Origin of the sequence: Aeromonas sp. R4-3, assembly GCF_040908275.1 — a bacterium.
Classification (GTDB): Bacteria; Pseudomonadota; Gammaproteobacteria; order Enterobacterales; family Aeromonadaceae; genus Aeromonas; species Aeromonas rivipollensis.
Genome location: NZ_JBFODK010000029.1, coordinates 214508 through 238835, shown reverse-complemented (window position 1 = coordinate 238835; position 24328 = coordinate 214508). Strand labels below are relative to the sequence as shown.

The following is a 24328-nucleotide window of genomic DNA, read 5'->3' as shown; positions in this document are numbered from 1 at the left end:
AGGAGGAGCGGATCTGCATCTCATGGCCCCCCTGAGGGGCTATCAGTCGAGGAACTCGCACAGGTAGGCGGTGGCTGTCTTCACTTCCAGCTTGAAGGAGGAGTGACCGGCCACGTCGAAGGACTCGCCCTGATGGTAGCTGTGCCACTCGTCTTCATCGGCCAGCTGGATGCGAAGGACACCCTTGACCACCGTCATCCGCTCCGGGGCGGCGGTGTTGAACTGGTAATCACCCGCTTCCATCACGCCGACCGTGGCTTTCTCGCCTTTTTGCTCGAAACCGATAGATTTAACATTTCCGTCAAAATATTCGTTAACTTTCAGCATCTTTTCTTCCCTGTATGCACGTTTGCAAAGCCAAAGTAGCACATTATTTTGGCGATTGTCATGGTGAAATAGGGGAAAAACGGTGAGTTTCTTGTGGGTCTCAACTTTGTGAAAAATCATAAAAATTCGTTTCGTTCAGGGATCACGATGTTAAACGGGTAATAAATATGAGATAAAGCGCGCCGCCAGAGCAATGGAGAGGATTTGACGCTCTGGGTGGTCATTTACGCTGCAACAGTGTGAGTAATTGCTTAATAAAGGAACATTCTGTGTTGACAAAAGGATTAATTAAAAATATCGGCTTCCAGGTCGTGGTTGCCATGATCCTGGGGGCGCTGGTGGGTGCCCTCATGGGTGAGCAGGCGACCGTCTTCGCACCCTTGGGTACGCTCTTCATCCAGCTGATCAAGATGCTGGTGATCCCGCTGGTGGCGGTCGCCATCCTGTCCGGGGCCGCCAATCTGGGGGCCAGCCCGGCCGCGGGCAAGATAGGGGTGACCACGCTCGCCTTCTTCCTCGGTACCTCCGCCCTGGCGGTGCTGCTGGCGCTGGTGATGGGTCAAATCTTCAAGCCCGGTGTCGGGGTCGATTTCGGCTCCACCGCCGCCATGTTTGCCGGTGACTACGCCGACAAGGGCGCCCTGCCAGACGCCGTGGCCACCCTGCTTGGGATGATCCCGACCAATGTGTTCAGCGCCCTGAACGAGGCGAACATACTGCAGATCCTGGTGTTCTGCATGTTCCTCGGCATAGCGCTGGCCAAGCAGCCCCGCGAGCGCGCCAAGCCGCTGGTGGATGGCCTCAACACCCTGGTGGACGCCTTCGTCTGGATGATCAACAAGGTGATGCTGATTGCCCCCATCGGGGTCTTCGGCCTGATGGCCGATGCCATCGGCACCTATGGCTTCGACGTGCTGACCCTGGTGCTCAAGCTGTTCGTGGTCTATGTCGCCGCCATCCTCATCTTCGGCTTCGTGGTCTACCCGATGCTGATCGCCTTCTTCTCCAACACGCCGGTGCGCAAGTACTTCTCGGCGATGAAGAAGCCGCAGATAGTGGCCTTCTCCACTGCCTCGTCCATGGCGACCCTGCCGGTCAACATGGAGACCTGCGAGCACGATCTGAAGGTGACCAACGCCACCGCCTCCTTCGTGCTGCCGCTGGGTGCCACCATCAACATGAGCGGCAACGCCATCTATTACGGTCTGGTGGCCATCTTCTTCGCCCAGGTCTACAACATCGATCTCAGCATGGGTGCCTGGGCGGCCATCATAGTCACCTCGACCCTGGGTGCCATCGGCCAGGCCGGCGTGCCGGGCCCGAGCTTCCTGGTGGTGGCCGTGCTGCTGGCGGCTGGCATCCCCATCGAGGGGCTGCCGCTGCTGTTCGCGCTGGATCGCCTGTTCGACATGATACGTACCGCCCTCAACATCACCGGCGATGCGGCCTGCGCCATCATAGTCGATCGCTACAGCCCGGATTACGATCCGAACCGCTGGAGCAAGGAAGCCTGAGACCAGGCTCACTGCCATGAATGACAAGAGGGAGGCGCAAGCCTCCCTCTTTTTATTGTCCTCGGACCGGCATGGTCGTTCTTCCCTTGCCCATTCAGGGGGTCAGCTGGCCCAGCGCCTGCCGACAGCGCTGCTCGGCGGCCTCCAGCTCCAGCAAGACCATCTGGATGTCTTCCAGCTGCTGCTGCAGGGTCTCCCGCTTGTCGGCCACCAGCCCCAGCATGGTCTGCAACTGGGAGCGGCTGCTCTTGTCTGCGTCATAGAGATCGAACAGCTCGCGGATGTCCGCGAGGCTGAAGCCCAGCCGTTTGCCACGCAGGGTCAGCTTGAGGCGCACCCTGTCCTGACGACTGTAGATCCGGGTCTGCCCCTGGCGCGTCGGGTTCAGCAGACCCTGATCCTCGTAGAATCGGATACTGCGGGTGGTCACATCGAATTCACGGGCCAGCTCGCTGATGCTGAAGGTCCGGGCGTCATCCTTGGATTTGGTCATAGGGCTGTCTTGGCTGTCATCTGGTTGTCAATGCAGGCTGGCACCTTACCCAAACGTCAACTTCCCCGCAAGTCTTGTTCCGGGGACGGCGGCGGCATATGTTATCCCAATGTAACAAGGAGAGTGCGATTGATGGATATAGTGATTGTGGCGGCCAAACGTACCCCCATGGGGGCCTTTCAAGGGGCCCTGAGTGCCCTGAGTGCGCCCGAGCTTGGCGCCTGCGCCATCCGCGCCGCCCTGGCGGCAGCCGGGATAGACGCAACTCGGGTCGATGAGGTCTATCTGGGCAATGTGCTGAGCGCCGGGGTCGGGCAGGCACCGGCCCGTCAGGCGGCGCTCAAGGCCGGGCTGCCGGACAGCGTGCCCTGCACCACCATCAACAAGGTGTGCGGCTCCGGCATGAAGGCGGTGATGCTGGCGGCAGACGGGCTGCGGCTCGGGGAGGTGGATGTGGTGGTGGCGGGCGGCATGGAGAGCATGAGCCGGGCCCCCTATCTGCTGGACAAGGCGCGCAGCGGTTTTCGCATGGGCCATCAGAGCGTGCTGGATCACATGTTCCTCGACGGTTTGCAGGATGCCTACGAGGGGCACCTGATGGGCCACTACGCCCAGCTGAGCGCGGACAGGGCCGGGCTGACCCGGGCCGACATGGATGCCTTCGCCATCGCCTCCCTGGAGCGGGCCCTGGCGGCGCAGCGAAGCGGCGCCTTCGGGGCAGAGCTGGCGCCCGTGATGGCGGCAGACACCCTGCTGCTGGCCGATGACGAGCAACCGGGCAAGGCCAGGCCCGACAAGATACCGACCCTGAAACCGGCCTTCAGCAAGACGGGCACCATCACGGCGGCCAATGCCAGCTCCATCTCGGACGGGGCGGCGGCACTGGTGCTGATGCGGGCCGAGACCGCCGAGCGCCTGGGTTTGCCCGTGCTGGCCAGGGTGGTGGGATACCAGAGCCATGCCGCCCTGCCGGCGGAGTTTACCAGTGCCCCCGTGGGGGCCATCGACAAGCTGCTGGCCCGGGTGGGCTGGTCGGTGGAGGAGGTGGACCTGTTCGAGGTGAACGAGGCCTTCGCCATGGTGAGCATGCTGGCCATGGCGGGGTGCCAGATCCCCCATCACAAGCTGAACGTGAACGGGGGCGCCTGCGCCCTGGGTCATCCCCTCGGCGCCAGCGGTGCCCGCATCCTGGTCACTCTGATCCATGCCCTGCAGGCGCGGGGCCTGCGGCGAGGGGTGGCGAGCCTCTGCATCGGCGGCGGGGAGGCGACCGCCATGGCCATCGAACTGGGCTGAGGTGTCGCACCCAAGGCGCTTGCCGATAAATGCACAACGTCCCTCATGCAGGGACGTTGTCATTTTCGGGGGGGATAGGTGAACGCGGGGAGTGGGTTCAGTCCGTCCCTTCCATGGCCTGGAGCTGCTGATTGACCCAGGTGGTGGCGGCCAGATAGAGGTGGCTGACCTTCTCTTCATTGAGCCCCAGGCGGGCGGTGCTGGCGGCGATCCGCTGCCAGTTGGCCTTCTCGTAGTCTTCACAAAACGCGAGGTAGAACCCCAGATTGCCCTTGCGCTCCAGCAGGGCGGCGCGGATCTCGGCGGTCAGGGGTATGGTGCCGAGCAGCTGAGCCAGCGGTTGCCCCATCAGCACGTCCAGCAGGGAGAAGAGCCCGGTGATGAAGGCTTGCTGCGCCTGCTGGGTGGGGGCATGGGTCTGTGCCAGCAGCTCGCAGAAGCGGGCCCGGATGAGGGACATCTGGTAGAGCTCGGCACTCTTGTCGTGACCGGCGCTGGTGGCGGCGATCAGGGCCACGAAACGCTTGAGCTGGGCGTGCCCCAGGGAGCTGGCGGCCTGGCGAAACGAGGCGATGGGCTGGGGAAAGCGCTTGAGGTGGTTGACGTAGCGCAGCAGCTTGAGGGAGAGGGAGAGATCCTGGTTGAGCAGCTGCTCTATCTTGTCCAGATCCGGCTCGGCCTGATTGACCACTTTCAGCAGCTGCATCACCACCAGCTGGGTCGGGGGCATGGTGGTTTGCTGCACCATCTGGGGCCGGCTGAAGAAGAAGCCCTGGAACAACTCGACCCCGAGCCCCTTCATCCGTTCAAACTCGTCCTTGTCCTCCACCTTTTCGGCGAGGTAGGTGAGCGGCAGGTGGCTATGGGTCAGCATGAACTTTTCTATGCTGGCGAGCGGTGTGGCCCGCAGATCGAACTTGATGATGTGGATATAGGGCAGGAACCTGTCCCAGGCCGGGACCAGGGTGAAGTCATCCAGCGCCAGCCGATAGCCCAGCCCGTGGAGCTGGATCACCTTGTCCAGCAGGGCATCGTCGGGCTCGGCATCTTCCAGTATCTCGATCACCACCTTGTCCTGGGGCAGGCATTCGGCCAGACCGTCCAGCAGCAGGGAGTGAGGAAAGTTGATGAAACAGGGGTGGCCGCCAAGCAGCTGATCGATGTTCTGTTGCAGGAATTGCTCCGTCACCAGCCGGGAGGTGGCCAACTGGGCGGAGATGGGGGGAAACACATTATCCAGGCTGTCGCGAAACAGCAGCTCATAGGCATGGGTCTTCAATTCCCGATCCAGGATGGGCTGCCTTGCTACATAGGAATACATGCATTTCTCCAGCATGGGTGAAGGCTTGATTCTATGGTGAAGCGGATCACTATGCCAGTGCCGACCGGGTCGAAAGGGTCAGCAACTGGCATAGTATTGCCAGGGGTGGCGGGATCAGAAGAAGTAGTTGAGCTGCAGGCCGGCCAGCCAGGCGTCCCCTTCCGAGGTGCCCTGGAAGGTGGAGGTGGTTTGCGCTATCCCGGGTCTGAGCTGCATGGTTTCGTTCACCTCGACCTTCTTGCCGTCGATCAGGGTCAGCCCCAGATCCAGCGACAGGTTGCGGTCTATCTGGTAACCCACACCGGCGCTGTACCATATCCGATCCGAGTCCGGGATGGAGATGGTGCGGCGATCGGCGGGGACAGGGCTGCGATCATAGGCCAGGCCGGAGCGAAGCTGCCACTTCGGAGCCAGCTGATAGGTCAGGCCGAGGGCGTAGCGCCAGCTGTCTTCCCAGTGCTCGTCCTTGATGTGCATGGTGCCATGCTGATCGAGCTCGGATTCGAGCTGCACGAATTTGCTCCAGTTGGTCCAGTTGATGCTCGAATGCAGCGCCAGGGCCGGGGTCAGCTGATGGAACAGGGCCAGCTCCGCGGTGGCGGGCAGGGGCAGATCCAGGGTGCCGGTGTCGGTGAAGGTGCGGCCCAGCAGATCGGTGCCGACGGCATCCCCGGAGAGAGTCAGGTTGACGTCATGGCGATAGGAGAGGCCGATGCGGGTGGCAGGGGACAGCTCCAGCAGGGTGCCGAGATGCCAGCCAAGGGCCCAGCCATCCCCCTTGAGGTGCTTGGCAATCTTGTTGTTGGAGGGGAAGGTGCCCCCCACTTCCCCTTCGCCATGGATGGCGGAGAGGCCGGCGCCGATCGACCAGTGCCGGTTGATGCGATAGGCCAGGGAGGCACCGAGATCCACCGTCTTGATGTCGGAGACGTTGCCGAAGTGACCGGCGTTGTAGTTGTCCGGCATCTGGACGCCGAGGCCATAGTAGGAGGTGGCCGCCAGCCCCAGCCACCACTGATCATTCAGGGGCAGGATGAGATAGGCGTTGGGCACCCAGGCACCGTCCGCGATGTCGTTGGCGCTCGCATCCAGGGTTACCGGGCCCTGGGTGGTGGGGACCCGGGTCACCCCCTCGATGTTGACGTCAGGCTGGATATGAATGACGCCGCCGGAGAAGGCGGTGCGTTCGAAACGGGTCATGGCGGCGGCGTTACGGGCGAGCACGCTGGCGTTGTCGGCGATGGCTGCCTCCCCGGCGAAGGCGCGACCCATGCCGGTGGCCGATTGCTCCGCCAGCTGGAAACCGGCCGCCAGGACCTGACCAGGCAGCAAGATCAGGGCGATAAGGGAGGGCTTGATGGTCGACTGCATTGCTTTTCCTCGGGATGAACTGAGGGTTCATTCTGTGATTCGGTTGGGGGCGGGATTTTATATGGTATGACCAGCAAGGCAACGGGGGCGGGGACCGAGAGGGCAAAACGGGATTAAATGCTGGAGGTATCGCCTCTAACAGTTTGATAAAAAACAAAAAGAGTACAGCTGTTTGCTACAGCTGTGCGCTGAGATGGGGATGTCGCATAAAAAAAGAGCGCCCGGAGGCGCTCTGTTTGATCGCGATGAAATCAGAATTTCATGTTGAACTGGGCGGATGCCAGCAAGGCGTTGCCGTGGGAGGTGCCCTTCCAGCGTACCGGATCGGTATGGCTGGTCAGACCTTCGTTCACGTCCACTTCCTTGCCGTCCAGGTAGGCCATGCCGAAATCGACGCTCATGTCCTGATCGATGTGGTAGGTGGCGCCGGCGCTGTACCAGACACGGTCGGAGTCAGGAATGCTCAGGCTGCGGTATTCCGGCTCGATCGGGCTGTTGTCGTAGGCGAAGCCGATGCGGGCTTCCCAGGACGGGTTGACGTACCAGGTACCACCGATGGCGTAGCGGGCGGAATCCTTGAACTTCTCGTCTTTTTGCAGGCAGATCCCACCGGCGCAGGAGTTGCTGGTGGCCTTGAGCTCCTGGAAGGCGCTCCAGTCGGTCCAGTTGACGGAGTAGTGCACCGCGAACTGCTGGTTCAGACGGTGGTAACCGGCGAACTCGGCCTGGGCAGGCAGATCCAGTTTCAGGTTGCCATCGACGGTCTTGTAACCTGAGGTCAGCCCCTTGAAGTCGCCGTCAAAGCTCAGGTCTACCTGGGAGCGGTAGGTCAGGGCCAGGCGGTTGTTGTCGTTGATCTCGTACAGGGCGCCGACGTTCCAGCCAAAGCCCCAGGTGTCACCCTTGAGGTGAGCGATGGCGGTGTCGCTGTTGTGCGGCACGCCGGTTTTGGCGGTCAGGCCAGGTGCCAGGGCACCGGCATAGCGGTTCAGCTCGGCCTGGGCATAGACGGCATTGACACCGGCACCCACGCTGAAGTTGGAGTTGATGCGGTAGGCGATGTTGGGGTTGATGTTGAAGGTCAACAGCTCGGTATCACCGGCACCGGCACCGGCCGGGAAGGTCTTGGAGTACTCGGTGGCCAGACCGTAGTTGGAGAAGAGGCCAATCCCCCAGGCCCACTGATCGTTCAGGGGCTGGATGAAGTAGGTGGCCGGCACGAAGGCATCGGGGGCGATGTCGCTCTCGCTGGAAGAGGCCAGCTTGGCCGGGCCGGCATAGATGTCACCCGCGACATCCACGTCGGGCTTGATATAGGTACCGGAAACAGACAGTGCCATCTTGTCGAAGGTGGTCATGGCGGCCGGGTTGCGGGACAGCACGGACGCGTTGTCGGCGATGGCGGCTTCACCGGCATAGGCGCGGCCCAGACCGGAGGCCGAGTGTTCGTTCAGCTGGAACGCGGCGGCGAAGGTCTGAGTGCTGGCCAGGGTGACGGCCGCGGCGATCAGGCTTTTCTTGAAAAAGGCAGTTGTCATAGTGTTCTCTCTTTGTAAGCAGATTTTCTGTCGATATCAGGGCTCTTTGGCCGCTATAGACGACAAGATCTGTTGTTATGTCAGCTTCTTCCCATTCACTTCTGGCGTGATTCTATGGATCTGGTAGGAGGTAAGAAATCAGACCAGTGACAGCAGAATACATAAAAGTTTCCATTGTGTTAATCATTTGTTTTAACTTGCCGTTTAAATAGTCTGTTTTATCTATTATTGGATAAATAACACACAATGAGTTCCTTTTGAATCGTTCAAAAAAAAGTATAAAAATGTGACTTCAGGTGGGTATCAGGCGGGAAGTTGTCGGGATTCTGAGATGAACAGGCAGACAACGACCGTGTCTGCCTGTGATATGGAAGTGACCGGGGCCCGGTCAGCCCCAGTCAAGATCTGTTAAATGGACCAGTGCAAACGTGACTCAAGCTGCTGGGCAACCGGGGCCAGTGACTCCTGCATGTCTCCAATCAGCACCATGTTTGCCCCCTTGAGCGGGAGTATCTCCCCCTTGAGGGTGCCGTCTGCAAAATCGGGCTGGATAGTGAGTGGCACATGCTTGGGCACCAGGAACAGGGTGACCGGGCCCATCTTGCCCTGGATCACCATGTGCAGAGCCGGCCCCTGATAAAAGGCACAGTGATTGACATAGGTGATCTTCATGCCGGGCATGTCCATCAGGGTGGCGCCATATTTTTCCATCTTGGCGTTGATGGTCTGCAGGCTCACCTTCTCATCCACCCCCTGGATGAAGGGCTCCTCCCCATAGACATGGGCCATAGCTACCTGGGCCAGCGACAGCGGCTCCGATGCCGGTGGCCAGCTGATCCAGCGGGTACTCATGCCGAGCAGGAAGGCGACCGATGCCGCGATGGCGAGGGAGCGCCAGCCGGTGCTTTTGGCCGGGGAGGGTAGTGGCACCACCACATCGTCACTCGCTTCCATCGCCTGGCGGAGCAAGATCCGCTCGGCGAGACCGGCGGGCACCTCGACCTCCATCGCCCGTTGCAGGCTGCGATCGAGCTGCTTCATCTCGTCCAGGTGCTTGCGATTGGCGACAGACGCCTCTGCTGCGGCGAGGAAGGCAGGATCCCTGTCCGAGGGATGGGTGATGGCCCGGCGGCGAAATTCAAGCTCATCCATTGGTGTGACCTCTCTGTTGTACCGCAGCCTCCATGGCCTCTTTGATCTGGTTGCGAGCCCGGAACAGCCGCGTCATGACGGTGTTCTTGTTCAGGCCGAGCTGGGCGGCGATCTCCTCGCCGCTGAACCCCCCCAGCACCTGCAACAGCAGGGGCTCCTGATACTCGGCGGGCAGGCGGGCTATGTGGCGCCTAAGCCACTCGTGCTCCATCTCCTGCTCGCTGTGCAGCGCATCCTGATCGCTTTGGGGATGCTCGTCGAGATCGATGAGATCGAACTGCTTGCGCTCGAAGCGCCGGGCATTTTCCCGCCGCAATATGGTGATGAGCCAGGCCTTGGCGGCCTTGTCATCTATCAGGGAGTCGATCGCCTTCCAGGCCCGCAGGAAGGTCTCCTGCACCAGATCCTCGGCGACTTGCGGATCCCGGCACAGCCAGTAGGCGTAGCGGTAGATGTCCCCGTGCAGGGCATGCACCAGGGCCTCGTATTTCGTTTGTTTGTCTGCCATATCCCCATAGACCGGGGTAGCAGAGGGATCCTTTCCCGTTCCCGCCTTTTTTTTTCTAAAAAAACCTAACGTCATGAATGCGATTCCTTTTTCATGAGTGGTTTGCCGCAGGCGTCAAGGACGTGCCCACGCCAGTTTTCTGAGGACATAGGCTATCGCAAAAGTCTCCCTGGCGCACAGCGCCAGGGCCAGCCCCTGCCAATCGACACCCTGGCCGGCGGCGCTGGGGGCGCCAAAACAGGCCCTGTCCAGATCATCGAGTCGCGTGCCCATGGCGGGATCGCCATGGCAGGGCAGGCTGGCCAGGTGCTGGCAAGGCTGCCCCCAGCGAAGCCCAGCCCAGGCCAGCAAGGCCCACCTGGCCAGATCAGGCTCCCGGGCCGCCAGGGCCCGTTGCAGCCGATAGAAGGCGAGCCAGCGCGGCCCGCCTTGCAATAGGGCGCGCAGCAGCAGTGCCCACAGCACCCAGGGGAGGCTCTCTGCGCCGGGCGCTTTGGCGGGATCGGAAGGGGCGGCGTCGCCCTCGATGTGCAGCGTCTGCGCTGGCAGGCGGGCCTGCTCGATGCGCCCGGTACTGGTGTTGAACCAGGATAGGGTCACGGCGGGCAGGGTATAGCTGCCCGCGGCTTCAGCGGTCAGGGCCTGGCGCCACTGGCGTTCGAAGCGCAGCGCCCCCTTGGCCACGAAACGCTCCTGCTGCTGCTCGCCGTCCGGTTTCATCGAAAGGCCCTGCGGCAATGCCGGGGCCGGGATCTGTGGCAGGCGGTTGCCATCTCCCCCCTCCATCACCAGGGTGAGGGTGCGGATCACCGGCTCCCCGACTCTGGCCCCCCTGTCCGGACTGAACTGCTGGCGCAGGACCAGGCTGCTCGCCACCGGCTCAACCGGTGCCTTGTCCACCTTGACGAAGAGGGTGGCCGCCCTGGCGGAGAGCAGATCCCCTGCGTCGCTTTGCATGGCGGTGTCCGGGTCCTGGGGCAATCGACCCTGGAATCGGGGGGACTCCAGAGGGTGCAGCCCGGGCTCCCTGGCCTGCAGCAGCCATTTGCGGATCAAACGCCCTGGCATGCCGGGGCTGGCGGGGGACTCCCAGCGATCGTCGCCGAGGCGGCGTATGGTGAAGCCTTGACCGAGGGGCTCGCTGAGGTTGGGGGCCTCCATGTTGGCGGGCAGCCAGAGGCTCAGCTCATAGATGAAGGGTTGCCCCGGATAAAGGGGGCCCTGATGCAGCACCCTGGCCTGCAGCTCCACGGGGGAGACACGCGTCTCGGGTTGTTGCGTCAGGGTGCCCGTCTGGGGGCGCGTCGGAATAGGCAGCGCGGGTGTCTGCTCGGCGCCTAGGGTCAGGGGCGGTACCTGGCGGGGGCTGGTCTCCAGCAGGTGAAGCGGGATCTGCCAGCGGATCAGGTTGCTCACCTGGGTGTTGACGCGGCTGATGCTGACTCGACCCACCGCAAACTGGCGCAGTAGGGGGAGCAGGCTGAGCTCGTCCCCCTTGAGCTCCCCGTCGGCTTCGATGACGAGCAGCCAGTCGCGATCGCTTTCCCCCGCCAGCAGCTCGGCGCGAGGGGGGGCGGCCTGCGCCTGGGTGACCAGCAGCATGGCGAGCAGCCACCCGCCGCTTGGCCCTTTCATCAACTGGATGAGTGAACGCAGCCAGGGGATCACCAGGGCTCCTCCACCTTGAGAAGGGGACGGCGCTCGGCCTCCTTGCGCAGCCGTTGCTCCAGCAAGAGCACGGGAGGCGCCGGGGGGCGGGGGTTGTCCGAGGCGGCAGAAGGCTCGGGTGGCTCGCCGGTTTCGGGCGGCTGGGGAGCAGGGGTCGCCTGTGGGGGGCTGGCCCGCAGCAGTGCCAGGTTATGGAGGGCATCCTGATGCCCGGGCTCCCGCTTTAGGGCGGCCAGGTAGGCCTGCTCGGCCCCCTTGAGATCCCCGAGCCACACCAGCGCATTGCCCCTGTTGTAGTGGGCGGTGGTCGTGTCGGCGCGGCCATAGGCGGCGACGGCCCTGGCATAGTCACCGGCCCTGTACCAGGCATTGCCCTGCCAGACGGGATCCTGGAAGGCGCGGGCCGCCTCCTGATAGCGCCCCTGGGAGAAGGCTTGCCAACCCGGCGCCTCATGGGCGGGCCACCAGGGGGCGGGCGCCGCCTGCAGGGGGAGCGGGGGGAAGATCACCACCATGAGCAGCAGCAACCAGTGCGCGCCTATGCGGGCCAGCAGCGCCAGGGGTAGCAGAGGGAGCAGCAACCAGGGGCCGAGATCGAGGGACTGGGTCCCGGTCTGGGTCTGGCTCATGGGCAGGGGGGCAAAGGAGGGGAGCCCGGCCTGCAGCCATTGCAGCCTTCCCCCTGTGCTGGCCGCGAGATCCGCCATGGCGGCACCGTCCGGTGCCGGTAGAGTCTGCCCCAGGGCGCTGCCGAGTTGCCACCCCTCGGCGGAGGGCGGGGGCAGCACAGCGCGCTCGCCGGCATTGGCCAGCAGTATGTCGAGTCGGGGGGAGGACGCCTGCGGGCAGAAGAGGTTATCCAGGCAGGGCCAGAGGGCGGCGATGCGCGCCATCTGGCTGTCAGATAGGCCGTCTGTGATGAGCAGCAGGCGCGCCTGCTGGCCCGGGGGGATCTGCGTCAAGGCCAGTGCCACGGCCCGCTCCGGCGCGCTGCCCTGAAGCGGCATGATGGCCGGGCGCAAGTCCGGCAGCAGCAGCGAGATGGCCTGATGATCCCGGGTGGGGGGCATGGCGAGGTAGGCATCCCCGGCAAACAGGATGAGTCCGAGGGGATGGGGCTCCTGCCGGGCCGCCGCTTCGGCCAGCATGTCCTGAAGCAGCAGGCGCACCCGGGTCGCCCGATCCGGGGGAAGATCCTTGGCCTGCATGGAGCTTGAGAGATCCAGCAACCAGATGTCGAGGGCAGGGCTGCTGACGGTCTGGCTCTGCTGGCGCAGGGCGGGGCCCGTGAGTGCCAGGATCACCGGCAATGTGGCCAGCCAGAGCCAGGGGATGGCCCGGCCCCGGGCCGGCAACAGATAGGCCTGCATGGCGGGGGCCAGCAAGGGGCGCTGCCGACGGCGGCGCCACCCCTGCCACAGCCAGGGTAACAGGGCCAGCAGCCAGAGCGGGCGCAGCAGCATCAGCTCCATGATGACGATCCCTTTAGCCACTTATTCATGGGGCGGCTCCGGATCTTCTCTGCCCGTTCGCCGCACCGGCCAGCGCAGTCGTACCGGCCACACCAGCAGCAGCCAGGCCAGCGCCAGGGGCCAGGGGTAGAGCTCATGGTGGGGACGATAGAGGGTCTGCGGGCGGGCGGCAGGCTCCAGGGTGTCTATGGCCTGATTGATGGCCGAGAGATCGGACTGGCTGCGGGCACGAAAATAGCGGCCATGGCCAAGCTCGGCCAGTTGCTGCAACAAGGGCTCATCCAGCTCGGCGCTGGGGTCTGCCCCTCCCAGGGGGGAGGCAAAGGTGTCGGGATCGGCCCCCACCCCCAGGGTATAGAGGCGGATGCCCGCGGCGGCGGCCCGCCTGGCCTCGGTCAGGGGCTCTGCGTTGCCCGCGGTGTTGCGTCCATCGGTGATCAGCAGCAGGGCGGTGGGACGGGCGGGGTCGGCGTGCTGGCGGGCCAGCAGTATGGCCTCGCCGAGCGCAGTGGTGCGCCCCACCAGATCGAAATCGAGCTCGCGGGTCAGTGCCAGCAGGGCCTGGGTCTCCTGGGTCAGGGGGGAGAGCAGGTAGGCGTGATCCGCAAAGACGATGAGGGCGATGCGATCGTCTGGGCGCTCACCGATGAGGTGCGTTATCTGCTGGCGCACCGCAGAGAGGCGATCGCGCTGCTCCCCCTCATCCAGCATGTCCTGAGTGCGCATGCTGTCGGAGAGATCCACCGCCAGGATGAGATCCCGGCTGGCCTGGTAGTGAATGAGGGGAGCCTCCTGCCACTGGGGGCGGCACAGGGCCAGCACCAGGGCGCACCAGCACAGGGCCATGCGCCACAACGGCTGCCCGGCCTGGGGCAGCAGCAGGGGGAAGCCGGCATGGGCCAGCCTCGCGCGACTCGCGCGGGAGAGCGGGGGCAGGCCGAAGCGCACCAGCAGCGGCAATGCCAGGGCGAGGGCAAACCAGGGCCAGGCGAGGATCATCTGGCCCCTCCGCCGCGCGGGCGGCGCCACAGCACAGGGCGCGCCATCCAGCGCGGTGCACTGACGCAGCGGCGCCCCCAGTTGAGGTAGGCAAGGCGCAGCCGCGCCCGCTGCGCCCCATCCGGCGCGTCTGAGCCATAGAGCCAGCCCGGCCACTGGCGGGCGAACTCGCCAAAATGGCAGCCCCCCCGGCGGTCGAGCCAGGCGAGCCACTCATCCCCTTGCAGGGTACGGGCCTCTGGCCAGCGGGCGATGGCCGCCTCTCTCAGGGCAGCGTGCAGGGCAGGCGCCAGATCGGCGGCCTGCCAGTCTATCTGGCGTGCCCAGCGGCGCTGACGCCACAGGGTGTTTATCGTGGCCCCGATCAGCCAGGCGGCGAGCAGGGCGATCATCAGCCAGCCCCAGGCCAGCAGACGGGGATCGCTCGCGCTCTCCAGGGGCGGGCCCGGATGGATGTCGCGAAGCTGTCCCTGGATCTCCTGAAGCCGCGTCAGCGAGGAGATCTCCCCAGGCGGGTGCTGGAGAGGGGCGCTTTGGGCTGCGCTCAGAACAGACGGCATCCAGCCTCCTGCCACTGGCGTTGCAGGGGCAAACCGTTGTCGAGGCGGTAGAGGCGCTGCACCAGGGGTAACAGCTGCTGCTGGCAGGCGTCGGCTTGCTGCCTTGCCGCTTCCTGGTAGCGCCAGCGAAAGAGGGTCTGTCCGGCATCGAGCCAGCCGCTGCGCTTGCCCGATTGCACCGCCAGTTGCCCCTGCTCGGGCAGGGCCGCTTCCAGGGGATCCCGGATCTGCCAATAGTGGATGTCGTGGCGCTGGCCGAGGCGTTGCAACTGCTGGCTGAGCCCCTGATCAAGGGGCTGATGGTGGCTGATCAGTGTCAGTCTGGCGCCATGGGGCAGGCTGAGGCGCGCCAGGGTCTGGGCCAGGGAGTTGGCCAGGGGGGCGCGATCCAGCCCCGCCTCATAGTGGTGACAGAGTGCCTCCAGCAGGGGGATCAGGGAGTCACGCTGAGTTTCGTGTCGGGTCTCGATCCCGTGGCAGATCAGGGTGTTTGCCTGCTTCTCCCCCTGCCAGAGTAGGGCGGCGGCGAGCTCGCAGCCGAGGCGGGCCTTGAGCTGGGGGCCTGAACCGAAATACATGGCGGGGGAGAGGTCCAGCAGCAGCCAGTGGGCCTGCTCCTGCTCCTCGCCATACAGCCGGGTGTGGGGGCGCCCGAGGCGGGCGGTGACCCGCCAGTCGATGTGGCGCACTTCGTCCCCGGCCTGATAGAGGCGCAGCTCACGAAAATTCAGGCCCGGCTGTCGCCCGAGCCGTCCTTGACGTGCCTGGTGGATGCGCGCCTGCTGACCCTGTCTCGCCCACAGCCGGATGGCCAGCAACTGGGCCAGGGGCAGGGCGATATCGGGATGGGCGCGGGGATCAGCGGATCTGGTCATGGGCGCCGATCATCAGGGGCATGGGATAAGGTCCAGCAGGCGAGCGATCAGAGTGTCGTTGTCGAGATTGTCCGCCAGGGCCTGATAGCTGGGGATTAAGCGGTGGCGATGAACGGCTGGCTATCAGGGACATGGGATAAGATCCAGCAGGCGGGCAATCAGGGTGTCGTTGTCGAGGTTGTCCGCCAGGGCCTGATAGCTGGGGATTAAACGGTGGCGATGAACGGCGGGCTGTCAGGGACATGGAATAAGATCCAGCAGGCGAGCGATCAGGGTGTCGTTGTCGAGGTTGTCCGCCAGGGCCTGATAACTGGGAATGAGGCGATGACGCAGCACGGCCGGGGCCAGTTGCTGGATATCCTCCGGCAGCACAAAATCCCGCCCGGCGAGCCAGGCCCGGGCGCGGGCGGCGCGGGCCAGGCCTATGCTGGCCCTGGGGCTGGCGCCCACCGCAATGAGGGGCTCCAGCTCGGGGCAGAGGCCGCTACCGGGGCGGGTGGCACAGATAAGTTGCACCAGATAGTGCTCGAGCCGGGTCTGCATCTGCACCGCCTGCACCGCGCTGCGGGCCGAGAGCAGGGCGGCCTGGCTCAGGGTTAGGGGGGGCGGTGGCAGTTGCTCGCCTCCGGCGTTGAGCTGCAAGATGGCCAGCTCCATGGCGGGGCTGGGGTAATCCACCATGAGTTTCAGCAGGAAGCGATCGAGCTGGGCCTCCGGCAGGGGATAGGTCCCCTCTTGTTCTATGGGGTTCTGGGTCGCCGCCACCATAAAGAGCGGCGGCAGGCGCCAGCTCTTCTTGCCCACGGTGATCTGCTGCTCGGCCATGGCCTCCAGCAGGGCAGACTGCACCTTGGCCGGGGCCCGGTTTATCTCGTCCGCCAGCACCAGGTGGTTGAACAATGGGCCGGGCTGGAACACGAAGCTGGCATCCTGGGGGTGAAACACCTCGCTGCCGGTGAGATCGGCAGGGAGCAGGTCTGGGGTGAACTGGATGCGGGCGAAGCGCCCCTCGACGGCGCCGGCCAGCGCCTTGACGGCCCGGGTCTTGGCAAGGCCGGGGGCCCCCTCGATCAACACATGTCCTTCACATAGCAGGGCGATCAGCAGCCCCTCGATGAGGGAGCCCTGTCCCAGGATCTGACTGCCAAGATAGTCCCCAAGCGCTCTGAATTCGGCCGCTGCCATGTAATGAACCCGTTGTTTTCATAGAAGTTGATCTTTTTATACTCCAGTTGGCCCCCAAGGGCGAGGGAGGGTGGCAAGATGGCGGCAATTTAGTTTCAATCAGCTGTATGAAAGTTGTGAGTGGATTGTTAAGATGTGGCGCAATGAGGTCAGACCTCTTCCTTTTAATCTTCTCGTTTAACCAAGGAGCCAGGATGAAACAGCCATTGAAACTGACGACTCGCCAGGGCGAACGGATTGCCGTCGTGGCGGGTCTGCGAACCCCCTTTGCCAAGCAGGCCACGGCCTTCCACGGCGTGCCTGCGGTGGATCTCGGCAAACTGGTGGTGAGCGAGATGCTCGCCCGCACCGATCTCGATCCCAAGCTCATCGACCAGCTGGTGTTCGGCCAGGTGGTCCAGATGCCGGAAGCACCCAACATAGCTCGCGAGATAGTGCTCGGCACCGGCATGAGTGTCAGCACCGATGCCTATAGCGTGTCGCGCGCCTGCGCCACCAGTTTCCAGGCGGTGGCCAATGTCACCGAATCCATCATGGCCGGCACTGTCGACATCGCCATCGCAGGCGGTGCCGACTCCTCCTCCGTGCTCCCCATAGGGGTGAGCAAGACCCTGGCCCGCGCCCTAGTGGATCTCAACAAGGCGCGCAATCTGCAGCAGCGTTTCAATATTCTGCGGCGTCTGCGCTTGAAAGACTTGATGCCGGTGCCGCCCGCGGTGGCCGAGTACTCCACCGGCCTCTCCATGGGACAGACCGCCGAGCAGATGGCCAAGAGCCACCAGATCAGCCGCGAGGCGCAGGACGCCCTGGCGCACCGCTCCCACACCCTGGCGGCCCAGGCCTGGGCCGAGGGCAAGCTCAGTGGCGAGGTGTTCACCGCCCACGTGCCCCCCTACAAGTCGCCGCTGGAGCGGGACAACAACATCCGTGAAAGCTCCGATCTGGCGAGCTACGCCAAACTCAAGCCGGTGTTTGACCGGCTGCATGGCTCGGTCACCGCCGCCAACGCCACCCCGCTCACCGACGGCGCCGCCGCCGTGCTGCTGATGCGCGAAGGGCGGGCGAAAGAGTTGGGGCTGGAGCCGCTGGGCTACATCCGCAGCTTCGCGTTTTCCGCCATCGACGTCTGGCAGGACATGCTGATGGGCCCCTCCTATGCCACGCCGCTGGCGCTGGACCGCGCCGGCATCACGCTGGCCGATCTGACCCTCATCGACATGCACGAAGCCTTTGCCGCCCAGACCCTGGCCAACCTCAAGATGTTTGCCAGTGCCGAATTCGCCCGCGACAAACTGGGCCGGGATCAGGCCATCGGCGAGGTGGACATGGACAAGTTCAACGTCCTCGGCGGCTCCCTGGCCTATGGCCACCCCTTTGCCGCCACAGGGGCGCGCATGATCACCCAGACCCTGCATGAGCTGCGGCGTCGGGGTGGGGGACTGGGGCTCAACACCGCCTGTGCGGCGGGTGGGCTGGGTGTGGCCATGGTGCTGGAGGTTGAATGATGAGCGCTAAGACTTTTTCACTGGATATTCGCAAAGACGGCATCGGCATCCTCACCATGGATGTGCCCGGTGAGAGCATGAACACCCTCAAGGCCGCCTTCGCAGACGAGATCCGCTCCGTGCTGGCCGAGATAAAGGGGAACCGCGATCTGATCGGTCTGGTGATCGCCTCCGGCAAGAAGGACTCCTTCATCGCCGGGGCCGACATCAGCATGCTGGCCGCCTGCACCAGTGCCCGTGACGCCGAGACGCTGTCGCGGGAAGGGCAGGTGGTCTTCGCCGAGATCGAGGCGCTGACCATACCCGTCATCGCCGCCATTCACGGCCCCTGCCTGGGTGGCGGGCTGGAGCTGGCGCTCGCCTGCCATGGCCGGGTTGTGACCGAACACGGCAAAACCGTGCTGGGGCTGCCGGAAGTGCAGCTCGGCCTGCTGCCGGGCTCCGGCGGTACCCAGCGTCTGCCGCGCCTCATCGGGGTGGCCAAGGCGCTGGATCTGATGCTGACCGGCAAGCAGGTCAGGGCCAAGCAGGCCAAAAAACTGGGACTGGTGGACGATGTGGTGCCCCCTTCCATACTGCTGGAGGCCGCCATCAAGCTGGCCAAGAAGGGCAAGCCCCGCCATACCCTGAAGCGGGATCTGCAGGGCAAGGTGCTGGAGACCAATGCCCTGGGTCGCAAGGTGCTGTTCGATCAGGCCCGCAAAGGGGTCAAGGCCAAGACCCGTGGCAACTACCCGGCCCCTGAGCGGATCCTCGAGGTGGTGCGCATCGGCGTGGAGGAGGGGATGCAGGCCGGCCTAGCCGCCGAGTCCCGCCACTTCGGCGAGCTGGTGATGACGGCGGAATCCGCCGCCCTGCGCTCAATTTTCTTCGCCACCACAGAGATGAAGAAAGAGGTCAGCTACCAGGGGGCAGAGCCGCGCAAGGTGGCCCATGCCGCCGTGCTGGGCGGTGGCCTGATGGGGGGCGGCATCGCCTTCGTCACCGCCACCAAGGCCGGGGTACCGGTGCGGATCAAGGACGTAGGGAGCGCCGGAATAGGCAACGCCATGCGCTACAGCTATGACCTGCTGGCCAGGAAGCTCAAGCGCCGGCAACTGCTGCGCAGCGAGCTGGAGAAGCAGATGAGCCTGCTCACCGGCACCCTGGACTACGCCGGTTTCCACCGGGTGGACATGGTGGTGGAGGCGGTATTCGAGGATCTCGCCCTCAAGCACCAGATGGTGGCGGATGTGGAGCGCGAGTGCGGTGAACACACCGTCTTTGCCTCCAACACCTCCTCCCTGCCCATCCACCAGATAGCGGCCAATGCCGCCCATCCGGAGCGGGTGGTGGGGCTGCACTACTTCAGCCCGGTGAACAAGATGCCGCTGGCCGAAATCATCCCCCATGGGGGCACCAGCCCCGAGACGGTGGCCACCACCCTGGCCTTCGCCCGCGCCCAGGGCAAGACGCCTATCGTGGTCAAAGACGAGGCCGGTTTCTACGTGAACCGCATCCTGGCCCCCTACATGAACGAGGCGGCGCGCCTGGTGCTGGAAGGGGAGCCGGTGGAGGTGCTGGACAGCGCCTTGCTGGACTTCGGCTTCCCGGTCGGCCCCATCACCTTGCTCGATGAGGTCGGCATAGACGTGGGGGCCAAGATCTCCCCCATCCTCGAGAAAGAGCTCGGCGGCGAGCAGTTCCAGGCTCCCAAGGCCTTTGACAAGCTGCTGCAAAACGATCGCAAGGGGCGCAAGAACGGCAAGGGCTTCTACCTCTACGGCAAGGCGGCGCCGCGCAACCGCCTCACCGGCAAAGAGGGCAAGAAGACGGTGGACGAGAGCGTCTATGCCGTGCTCGGGGTCAAGGTATCGCCCAAGCTGGCCCGCCAGGAGATCGCCGAGCGCTGCGTGCTGCTGATGCTCAACGAAGCGGCCATGGCGCTCGACAGCGGCGTGGTGGCCTCGCCCCGTGACGGCGACATCGGCGCCATCTTCGGCATCGGCTTCCCGCCCTTCCTCGGCGGCCCCTTCCGCTACATGGACAGCCTCGGCATCGATCATTTGGTGGGGCGCCTCGAGCACTACCAGAAGCGTCACGGCGATAGGTTCGCCCCCTGCGCACGCCTCAAGGCGATGGCGGCGGAGCAAGCGCGCTTCTACTGAGCCGCGCTTCTACTGATCAGTGGCGAGCAGCCTAGAAAGCACGCGAGGCGACCCCGGGGTCGCCTCGCTTTTTTTGTCTGACCGGGGGCAGGGAAGGGGAGAACGCTCGCCCCCATGGGCAAAAAAGCGGCGCATCAGGGGCCAAATCATTGATCTGGCGCAAACTGGTGCCCCATTTATTACTTTGGTGGCATAGGACTCAGGCGCCGGTTGAGGTCAAATAGCCTTATCAGGAACGGGGACTACCCCGTCACCAAAGGGACACCCATTTCACTGGATGAAGGACACACTATGAGTCTGCTTGAACAAACCATCTGGAACATATTGGGATACGGGGCCATGCCCTTTATCTTCCTGAGCGGCTTCGTGGCCGTGGCAGTGACCTGCTGCCTGCTGCTCAATGCCTTCGGGGTCAAGTCCGCCGAGAAGTGAGTCACTCTCGTTAATGCCGCCAAATGCCAGTCTTCGGACTGGCATTTGTTTTATGTGTTTTTTAACGCATTTATCCAGGCCAAGGCGGGGAAAACTGTGGTCAATATGGTCGAACCCGGCGGCCATTTTGATTACACTGGCGCCCGGCATGTCCGCCCCTTTCTCTTCTATCAGGTGTTCACGATTTCTATGGCGCTCAAGGCAACCATCTTCAAGGCCCAGATCAGCTTGTCTGACATGGATCGCAATCTCTATCAGGACTACTCCCTCACCCTGGCCCGTCACCCCTCCGAGACTGACGAGCGGATGATGATCCGGCTGGCGGCCTTTGCCTGGCACGCCGCCGAGCGACTGGAGTTCACCAAGGGACTCTCGGCGGATGACGAGCCCGAGCTCTGGCGCAAGAACTATTCCGACGAGATCGAGCTCTGGATTGAACTCGGCCAGCCCGACGAGAAGCGCCTCAAGAAGGCGTGCAACCGCTCCCGCCAGGTGGTGCTTTATCTCTACGGTGGCCGTGGCACCAGCGTCTGGTGGAAACAGAACCAGGGCAAGCTCGGCCTGCATGACAACCTGACCGTGATCGAGCTCTCCGACAGCCAGACCCTGCCCCTGACCGCCATGGTCGAGCGCACCATGCAGCTCACCTGCACCATCTCGGACGGCCAGCTCTGGGTCAGCAACGGCACCCTGGAGGTCACCCTTGACCCTGTTGTGCTGATGGGCCGTGCCGCCCGCGAACTCTAAGACGGACTCCCCATGCTCAGTGCACTGCTCGATATCGTCATCCCGGTGTTTGCGGTGGCGGGCCTCGGCGCCCTCTACGGGCGGCTGCGCGGGGGAGCCGAACTCGGTTACATCAACCGGGCCAACATAGAACTCTTCTCCCCGGCGCTGGTCTTCTCGGCGCTGGTGAAATACCCGCTGGATCTGGCGGCCCATCTGTCGCTCATCGCGGCCGGTGCCCTGGTGATACTGCTGCCGGGCTTGCTGCTCTCCCTGCTCAAACTCAAGGGCATAGAGAGAGCGGCGCTGATCTTGCCCGCCATGTTTCGCAACACAGGCAACCTCGGCATCCCGCTGATGGTGCTGGCCTTTGGCGAGCAGCAGCTCGGCGCCATCGTCATCCTCTTCGTACTCTCCAACCTGCTTCACTTCTCGGTGGGTATGTTCATCCTCTCGGCCAATGCCTCGCGCTGGCTCTGGCTGCGCAGCCCCATGCTGTGGGCGGCTCTGGCGGGGCTGCTGGTGGCCAATCTGCAGATCCCGCTGCCGGACTATCTGGTGACCAGCGCCTCCCTGCTCGGCCAGATAGCTGTGCCCCTGATGCTCTTTGCCCTCGGCATCCGCCTGATGGAAGGGGAGCTGGACCATCTGGGGCTGGCGCTCAAGTGCAACCTGCTTTATTTGCTGGCGGGGGGCATCTCCCTTGGGATTGCCGTCTGGCTGCTGCCCCTGGATCCTGCCTGGATCCCGCTCCTGATGCTCTCGGTGGCGCTGCCCCCGGCGGTGCTCAATTACATGCTCTGTGAGCAGTACCAGTGCCAGCCCGACAAGGTGGCCAGCATAGTGCTCGGCGGCAATGCGCTCTCTGTGCTGGTGATCCCGCTGGCGGTCTGGCTGGCGCTCCATCTGGGGGGCTGACCCGTTTCTATCTTCCCCTTAAAGGACGCCCGATGGCGTCCTTTTTATTTCTATCTCGAATGTCCGATTAATCTTCGCTAATCGAGCCTACGGTATCCCGACGAAGGTTTGACGATGAGTAGGGGGGCAAGCAGCGGGGAGAACAACAACTTCCTAATTATCATGAAGCGCAGATTTCTGACATCCAAATTAATTGAATAGGTATTTTAACCAATTAATATTGCCTTATTGAGAATGACCCTTCTATTACGTGAAAAATCCAAGCTTTAATTTCATCTGCGATTGGCGAAATGAACATGATCTCTATTCCACTTATCATGAGATCGCGCAGAACCTTTTTTTCACTAAAGGTGATTATAAGGCCGGTTCTTCGTAGTCTTACAAGTAGTGCTACGGTCATTTCTCGCTCTAATCTGGTATTGTCAATTAGATAATCTACTTGATGATCACTTGGTATAGCGAGTTGTTGATCCATGTGGCCATGGTCTCGCTCGTAGTTATACAAATGGTAAAGTATTGTTAACTCTCTTTCTGAAAGCTCGTTAACGATTGATAAAGTCTCTTGATAAGCGTCGGGCTCTTTATTTATTCGGCCAGAATTGCTGCCTTGTATGAACAGATTGAGCAGAAAGTCAAATTTACATTGAGAAGATGCTTTTATAAGTGCGCTCTCTGTTGCTAAGTATGCAGATATAAACTCATCTGATTGGAGTTGATGCGAATCTACATGCAGCAGCCCCTTACTAAGAGCATCAAGTATTTTTTCACGCTTCTTCTGCTTATATATATTTATTCCCGTAGTAGCGAAAAATCTAACAATTGGTGTAGATGGGTCAATATTTGTAATGTCCATATAATTCCATGTTCACTAGGGTGGTAGCTTGGATGAACAAAGCGTAATTGAACGCTCATGTTCTTCCTGTGACATGTCTCTGTAATCTGCAATAAATCCACTAATTCGACCACTTCTTTACCATGGGGTTACTCTGATTCTTTCAGGAATGCACCATGGCCACTCCTACCCACCTCAAACTCGCATTGGCTCTGGTGGCCAAGTCAGAGTCTATGAAGATATGGCCACCCTGCTTATTTATTGGCGGCCGCTTGCTCGTGGCCGCTTCTGCGTAGCTGGGTATAGAGGCCGATCCCGGCCAGCAGGCCGACGAGCGCCAGCAACAGCCAGATGGCGGTGGTGGGGCGGCTGCCCGCATCCCCCAGCATAAAACCGATCAGCAGGTTGCCAAAGAGCGCCATGCAGCCCCCGGCGCTGGCATAGAAGCCGTAGTAGCTGGCGAGCTGGTCGGGGGGCGCGTAGCGTGGCAACTGGGCGGCAAAGAGCGGGAAGCAGAGGATGGAGCCCAAGGATAGCAGGGCCACCTGCGCCAATACCCCCGCCGTTGGCCAGGGGGCCAGCAGGGGGAGGGCCAGATAGCTGAGCCCCATCAGGCCGATACCGAGCCCCATGGCGAGCGGTACCCCCAGGCGGCGCTCCACCAGGCGCGATGCCGGCAGCTGAAGCAGGACGCCGATCACCGCCGAGAGGGTGAAGACGCCGCCGAGCAGCTGGGTGGCATCCGGCAGGCTCTGGATATGGGCGGGCAGGGCCAGATAGAGCTGGTGGAACAGGATCTGGTAGCTGCCCGCCAGCAGGGTGAACATCATGAAGGGGCGCTGGCGCAAAATGGTGCCCCACTGGCGCAAGATGGCGCCGCGCGGGCTCTGGTTGGCCACCGGGCGTTTGGGCAGCACCCGATACTGCAGCACCCCGAGCAGGGCGAACAGGGTGGCGGCCAGCAGCCCGGTCAGGGCATAGCTCTGCTGGGTCAAGGTGAGACCGACCAGGGGGCCGAGCAGCATGCCCGCCTGGCTGGCGAGATTGTGCAGGGCGAAGGCGCGCTGACGCTGGCTCGGGGTGCCGCATTCGCTCGCCAGATAGGCCTGGGCGCAGGGGGTGAAGAGGGCCCCGGCAAAGCCGGTGAGGGCCGCCGCCAGCAGCAGTATGGGCAGGGATTCGGCCCAGCCCAGCAGCAGGAAGCCGACCGATCGTACCAGGCAACCCCAGACGATGGCGGGGTGATAGCCGATGCGATCACCGAGCGTCCCCCCTAAGAGGAAAAGCCCCTGCTGGCTGAAGACCCGCATCCCCATGACCAGGCCGCAGGCCCAGCCGGCAAGGCCAAGTCCGCTGCCCATGTGCTGGGCGAGGAAGGGCAGCATCATGTAGAAGCCGAGGTTGAACGCCAGACCATTGATGATGAGCAGGCGGGCGGCCGGGCTCATGCCCTGCCAGTCCCGCCAGTAGGAGGCGCCGTTCATCTTGC

At 63.2% G+C, this 24328-nt stretch carries 22 protein-coding genes and 2 pseudogenes; 7 read left to right on the top strand and 17 right to left on the bottom strand.

Annotation, left to right across the window (positions count from 1 at the left end):
• Window positions 1-42 precede the first annotated feature (42 nt).
• Window positions 43-327 carry a pyrimidine/purine nucleoside phosphorylase gene (locus tag AB5Y91_RS09765; protein ID WP_162520159.1) on the bottom strand — a complete coding sequence of 95 codons (285 nt, stop codon included), beginning with the start codon at window positions 325-327 and terminating at the stop codon, window positions 43-45.
• A gap of 269 nt (window positions 328-596) precedes the next feature.
• On the opposite strand from AB5Y91_RS09765, the gene AB5Y91_RS09760 reads away from it, so the two are divergent.
• Entirely contained in the window at window positions 597-1841 is a 1245-nt protein-coding gene (locus tag AB5Y91_RS09760; RefSeq protein WP_289982719.1) for a dicarboxylate/amino acid:cation symporter, read from the top strand.
• Between the two features lie 94 nt (window positions 1842-1935).
• On the opposite strand, the gene AB5Y91_RS09755 is transcribed toward AB5Y91_RS09760, so the two are convergent.
• Complete coding sequence (locus tag AB5Y91_RS09755) at window positions 1936-2334, bottom strand: MerR family DNA-binding transcriptional regulator (RefSeq protein WP_005325128.1); 399 nt, start codon at window positions 2332-2334, stop codon at window positions 1936-1938.
• A 132-nt stretch (window positions 2335-2466) separates the two neighbouring features.
• Between AB5Y91_RS09755 and AB5Y91_RS09750 the strand changes: the two genes are divergently transcribed.
• Entirely contained in the window at window positions 2467-3630 is a 1164-nt protein-coding gene (locus AB5Y91_RS09750) for an acetyl-CoA C-acyltransferase (protein ID WP_368169660.1), read from the top strand.
• A 97-nt stretch (window positions 3631-3727) separates the two neighbouring features.
• Here the strand turns inward: AB5Y91_RS09750 and AB5Y91_RS09745 are convergent, their stop codons facing one another.
• From AB5Y91_RS09745 to AB5Y91_RS09685, 13 genes and pseudogenes are all read right to left on the bottom strand, one after another.
• A complete protein-coding gene (locus AB5Y91_RS09745; RefSeq protein ID WP_368169659.1) occupies window positions 3728-4951 on the bottom strand; it encodes an EAL and HDOD domain-containing protein in 1224 nt (407 codons plus the stop codon).
• A gap of 114 nt (window positions 4952-5065) precedes the next feature.
• Entirely contained in the window at window positions 5066-6322 is a 1257-nt protein-coding gene (locus AB5Y91_RS09740; protein WP_368169658.1) for an OmpP1/FadL family transporter, read from the bottom strand.
• 251 nt (window positions 6323-6573) lie between these two features.
• The gene (locus AB5Y91_RS09735; RefSeq protein WP_106886857.1) at window positions 6574-7860 is read right to left on the bottom strand and encodes an outer membrane protein transport protein; all 1287 of its coding nucleotides are present in this window, start codon (window positions 7858-7860) and stop codon (window positions 6574-6576) included.
• A gap of 408 nt (window positions 7861-8268) precedes the next feature.
• Complete coding sequence (locus tag AB5Y91_RS09730) at window positions 8269-9012, bottom strand: DUF3379 domain-containing protein (RefSeq protein WP_005325140.1); 744 nt, start codon at window positions 9010-9012, stop codon at window positions 8269-8271.
• Window positions 9005-9595 carry a sigma-70 family RNA polymerase sigma factor gene (locus tag AB5Y91_RS09725; RefSeq protein ID WP_106886855.1) on the bottom strand — a complete coding sequence of 197 codons (591 nt, stop codon included), beginning with the start codon at window positions 9593-9595 and terminating at the stop codon, window positions 9005-9007. Before AB5Y91_RS09725 ends, AB5Y91_RS09730 begins: the two co-directional genes overlap by 8 nt.
• A 39-nt stretch (window positions 9596-9634) precedes the next feature.
• Window positions 9635-11155: a hypothetical protein gene (locus AB5Y91_RS09720; RefSeq protein ID WP_368169746.1), complete on the bottom strand. Its 1521-nt coding sequence runs from the start codon at window positions 11153-11155 to the stop codon at window positions 9635-9637.
• A gap of 29 nt (window positions 11156-11184) precedes the next feature.
• Window positions 11185-12660 carry a tetratricopeptide repeat protein gene (locus AB5Y91_RS09715; protein ID WP_368169745.1) on the bottom strand — a complete coding sequence of 492 codons (1476 nt, stop codon included), beginning with the start codon at window positions 12658-12660 and terminating at the stop codon, window positions 11185-11187.
• Window positions 12661-12681: 21 nt separating this feature from the next.
• The gene (locus tag AB5Y91_RS09710; protein ID WP_368169657.1) at window positions 12682-13659 is read right to left on the bottom strand and encodes a VWA domain-containing protein; all 978 of its coding nucleotides are present in this window, start codon (window positions 13657-13659) and stop codon (window positions 12682-12684) included.
• Window positions 13656-14219, bottom strand: coding sequence for a DUF4381 domain-containing protein (locus tag AB5Y91_RS09705; protein WP_368169656.1), 564 nt, complete (start codon window positions 14217-14219; stop codon window positions 13656-13658). The genes AB5Y91_RS09710 and AB5Y91_RS09705 overlap by 4 nt, the downstream gene beginning before the upstream one ends.
• A complete protein-coding gene (locus AB5Y91_RS09700; protein WP_368169655.1) occupies window positions 14204-15094 on the bottom strand; it encodes a DUF58 domain-containing protein in 891 nt (296 codons plus the stop codon). The genes AB5Y91_RS09705 and AB5Y91_RS09700 overlap by 16 nt, the downstream gene beginning before the upstream one ends.
• A 12-nt stretch (window positions 15095-15106) precedes the next feature.
• Window positions 15107-15214, bottom strand: a pseudogene (locus AB5Y91_RS09695) (AAA family ATPase); the annotation flags it as partial.
• 3 nt (window positions 15215-15217) lie between these two features.
• Window positions 15218-15325, bottom strand: a pseudogene (locus AB5Y91_RS09690) (AAA family ATPase); the annotation flags it as partial.
• A gap of 3 nt (window positions 15326-15328) precedes the next feature.
• Window positions 15329-16279, bottom strand: a complete 951-nt coding sequence (locus AB5Y91_RS09685; protein WP_368169654.1) for an AAA family ATPase — start codon at window positions 16277-16279, stop codon at window positions 15329-15331.
• 194 nt (window positions 16280-16473) lie between these two features.
• On the opposite strand from AB5Y91_RS09685, the gene fadI reads away from it, so the two are divergent.
• The 5 genes from fadI (at window position 16474) to AB5Y91_RS09660 (ending at window position 22007) form a co-directional block, all read left to right on the top strand.
• Complete coding sequence (gene fadI, locus AB5Y91_RS09680; protein ID WP_005325159.1) at window positions 16474-17784, top strand: acetyl-CoA C-acyltransferase FadI; 1311 nt, start codon at window positions 16474-16476, stop codon at window positions 17782-17784.
• Window positions 17784-19931: a fatty acid oxidation complex subunit alpha FadJ gene (gene fadJ, locus AB5Y91_RS09675; RefSeq protein WP_368169744.1), complete on the top strand. Its 2148-nt coding sequence runs from the start codon at window positions 17784-17786 to the stop codon at window positions 19929-19931. Before fadI ends, fadJ begins: the two co-directional genes overlap by 1 nt.
• Before the next feature lie 291 nt (window positions 19932-20222).
• Window positions 20223-20363: a TIGR02808 family protein gene (locus AB5Y91_RS09670; protein WP_005325161.1), complete on the top strand. Its 141-nt coding sequence runs from the start codon at window positions 20223-20225 to the stop codon at window positions 20361-20363.
• Window positions 20364-20552: 189 nt separating this feature from the next.
• Entirely contained in the window at window positions 20553-21110 is a 558-nt protein-coding gene (locus tag AB5Y91_RS09665) for a YaeQ family protein (RefSeq protein WP_042648052.1), read from the top strand.
• 12 nt (window positions 21111-21122) lie between these two features.
• The gene (locus tag AB5Y91_RS09660; protein WP_368169653.1) at window positions 21123-22007 is read left to right on the top strand and encodes an AEC family transporter; all 885 of its coding nucleotides are present in this window, start codon (window positions 21123-21125) and stop codon (window positions 22005-22007) included.
• Window positions 22008-22221: 214 nt separating this feature from the next.
• Here the strand turns inward: AB5Y91_RS09660 and AB5Y91_RS09655 are convergent, their stop codons facing one another.
• Entirely contained in the window at window positions 22222-22860 is a 639-nt protein-coding gene (locus tag AB5Y91_RS09655) for a hypothetical protein (protein WP_368169652.1), read from the bottom strand.
• Between the two features lie 233 nt (window positions 22861-23093).
• Window positions 23094-24323 carry an MFS transporter gene (locus AB5Y91_RS09650; RefSeq protein ID WP_368169651.1) on the bottom strand — a complete coding sequence of 410 codons (1230 nt, stop codon included), beginning with the start codon at window positions 24321-24323 and terminating at the stop codon, window positions 23094-23096.
• Window positions 24324-24328: the final 5 nt, after the last annotated feature.

Excerpts from the sequence above, each read along its gene's own strand:
- AB5Y91_RS09730 (WP_005325140.1), bottom strand. The coding sequence starts at position 9,012 with ATGGATGAGCTTGAATTTCGCCGCCGGGCCATCACCCATCCCTCGGAC.
- AB5Y91_RS09655 (WP_368169652.1), bottom strand. The coding sequence starts at position 22,860 with ATGGACATTACAAATATTGACCCATCTACACCAATTGTTAGATTTTTC.
- fadI (WP_005325159.1), top strand. The coding sequence starts at position 16,474 with ATGAAACAGCCATTGAAACTGACGACTCGCCAGGGCGAACGGATTGCC.
- AB5Y91_RS09725 (WP_106886855.1), bottom strand. The coding sequence starts at position 9,595 with ATGACGTTAGGTTTTTTTAGAAAAAAAAAGGCGGGAACGGGAAAGGAT.
- AB5Y91_RS09755 (WP_005325128.1), bottom strand. The coding sequence starts at position 2,334 with ATGACCAAATCCAAGGATGACGCCCGGACCTTCAGCATCAGCGAGCTG.
- AB5Y91_RS09705 (WP_368169656.1), bottom strand. The coding sequence starts at position 14,219 with ATGCCGTCTGTTCTGAGCGCAGCCCAAAGCGCCCCTCTCCAGCACCCG.
- AB5Y91_RS09670 (WP_005325161.1), top strand. The coding sequence starts at position 20,223 with ATGAGTCTGCTTGAACAAACCATCTGGAACATATTGGGATACGGGGCC.
- AB5Y91_RS09735 (WP_106886857.1), bottom strand. The coding sequence starts at position 7,860 with ATGACAACTGCCTTTTTCAAGAAAAGCCTGATCGCCGCGGCCGTCACC.
- AB5Y91_RS09665 (WP_042648052.1), top strand. The coding sequence starts at position 20,553 with ATGGCGCTCAAGGCAACCATCTTCAAGGCCCAGATCAGCTTGTCTGAC.
- AB5Y91_RS09765 (WP_162520159.1), bottom strand. The coding sequence starts at position 327 with ATGCTGAAAGTTAACGAATATTTTGACGGAAATGTTAAATCTATCGGT.
- AB5Y91_RS09750 (WP_368169660.1), top strand. The coding sequence starts at position 2,467 with ATGGATATAGTGATTGTGGCGGCCAAACGTACCCCCATGGGGGCCTTT.
- fadJ (WP_368169744.1), top strand. The coding sequence starts at position 17,784 with ATGAGCGCTAAGACTTTTTCACTGGATATTCGCAAAGACGGCATCGGC.
- AB5Y91_RS09745 (WP_368169659.1), bottom strand. The coding sequence starts at position 4,951 with ATGTATTCCTATGTAGCAAGGCAGCCCATCCTGGATCGGGAATTGAAG.
- AB5Y91_RS09715 (WP_368169745.1), bottom strand. The coding sequence starts at position 12,660 with ATGGAGCTGATGCTGCTGCGCCCGCTCTGGCTGCTGGCCCTGTTACCC.
- AB5Y91_RS09660 (WP_368169653.1), top strand. The coding sequence starts at position 21,123 with ATGCTCAGTGCACTGCTCGATATCGTCATCCCGGTGTTTGCGGTGGCG.
- AB5Y91_RS09700 (WP_368169655.1), bottom strand. The coding sequence starts at position 15,094 with ATGACCAGATCCGCTGATCCCCGCGCCCATCCCGATATCGCCCTGCCC.
- AB5Y91_RS09650 (WP_368169651.1), bottom strand. The coding sequence starts at position 24,323 with ATGAACGGCGCCTCCTACTGGCGGGACTGGCAGGGCATGAGCCCGGCC.
- AB5Y91_RS09710 (WP_368169657.1), bottom strand. The coding sequence starts at position 13,659 with ATGATCCTCGCCTGGCCCTGGTTTGCCCTCGCCCTGGCATTGCCGCTG.
- AB5Y91_RS09740 (WP_368169658.1), bottom strand. The coding sequence starts at position 6,322 with ATGCAGTCGACCATCAAGCCCTCCCTTATCGCCCTGATCTTGCTGCCT.
- AB5Y91_RS09720 (WP_368169746.1), bottom strand. The coding sequence starts at position 11,155 with ATGAAAGGGCCAAGCGGCGGGTGGCTGCTCGCCATGCTGCTGGTCACC.
- AB5Y91_RS09685 (WP_368169654.1), bottom strand. The coding sequence starts at position 16,279 with ATGGCAGCGGCCGAATTCAGAGCGCTTGGGGACTATCTTGGCAGTCAG.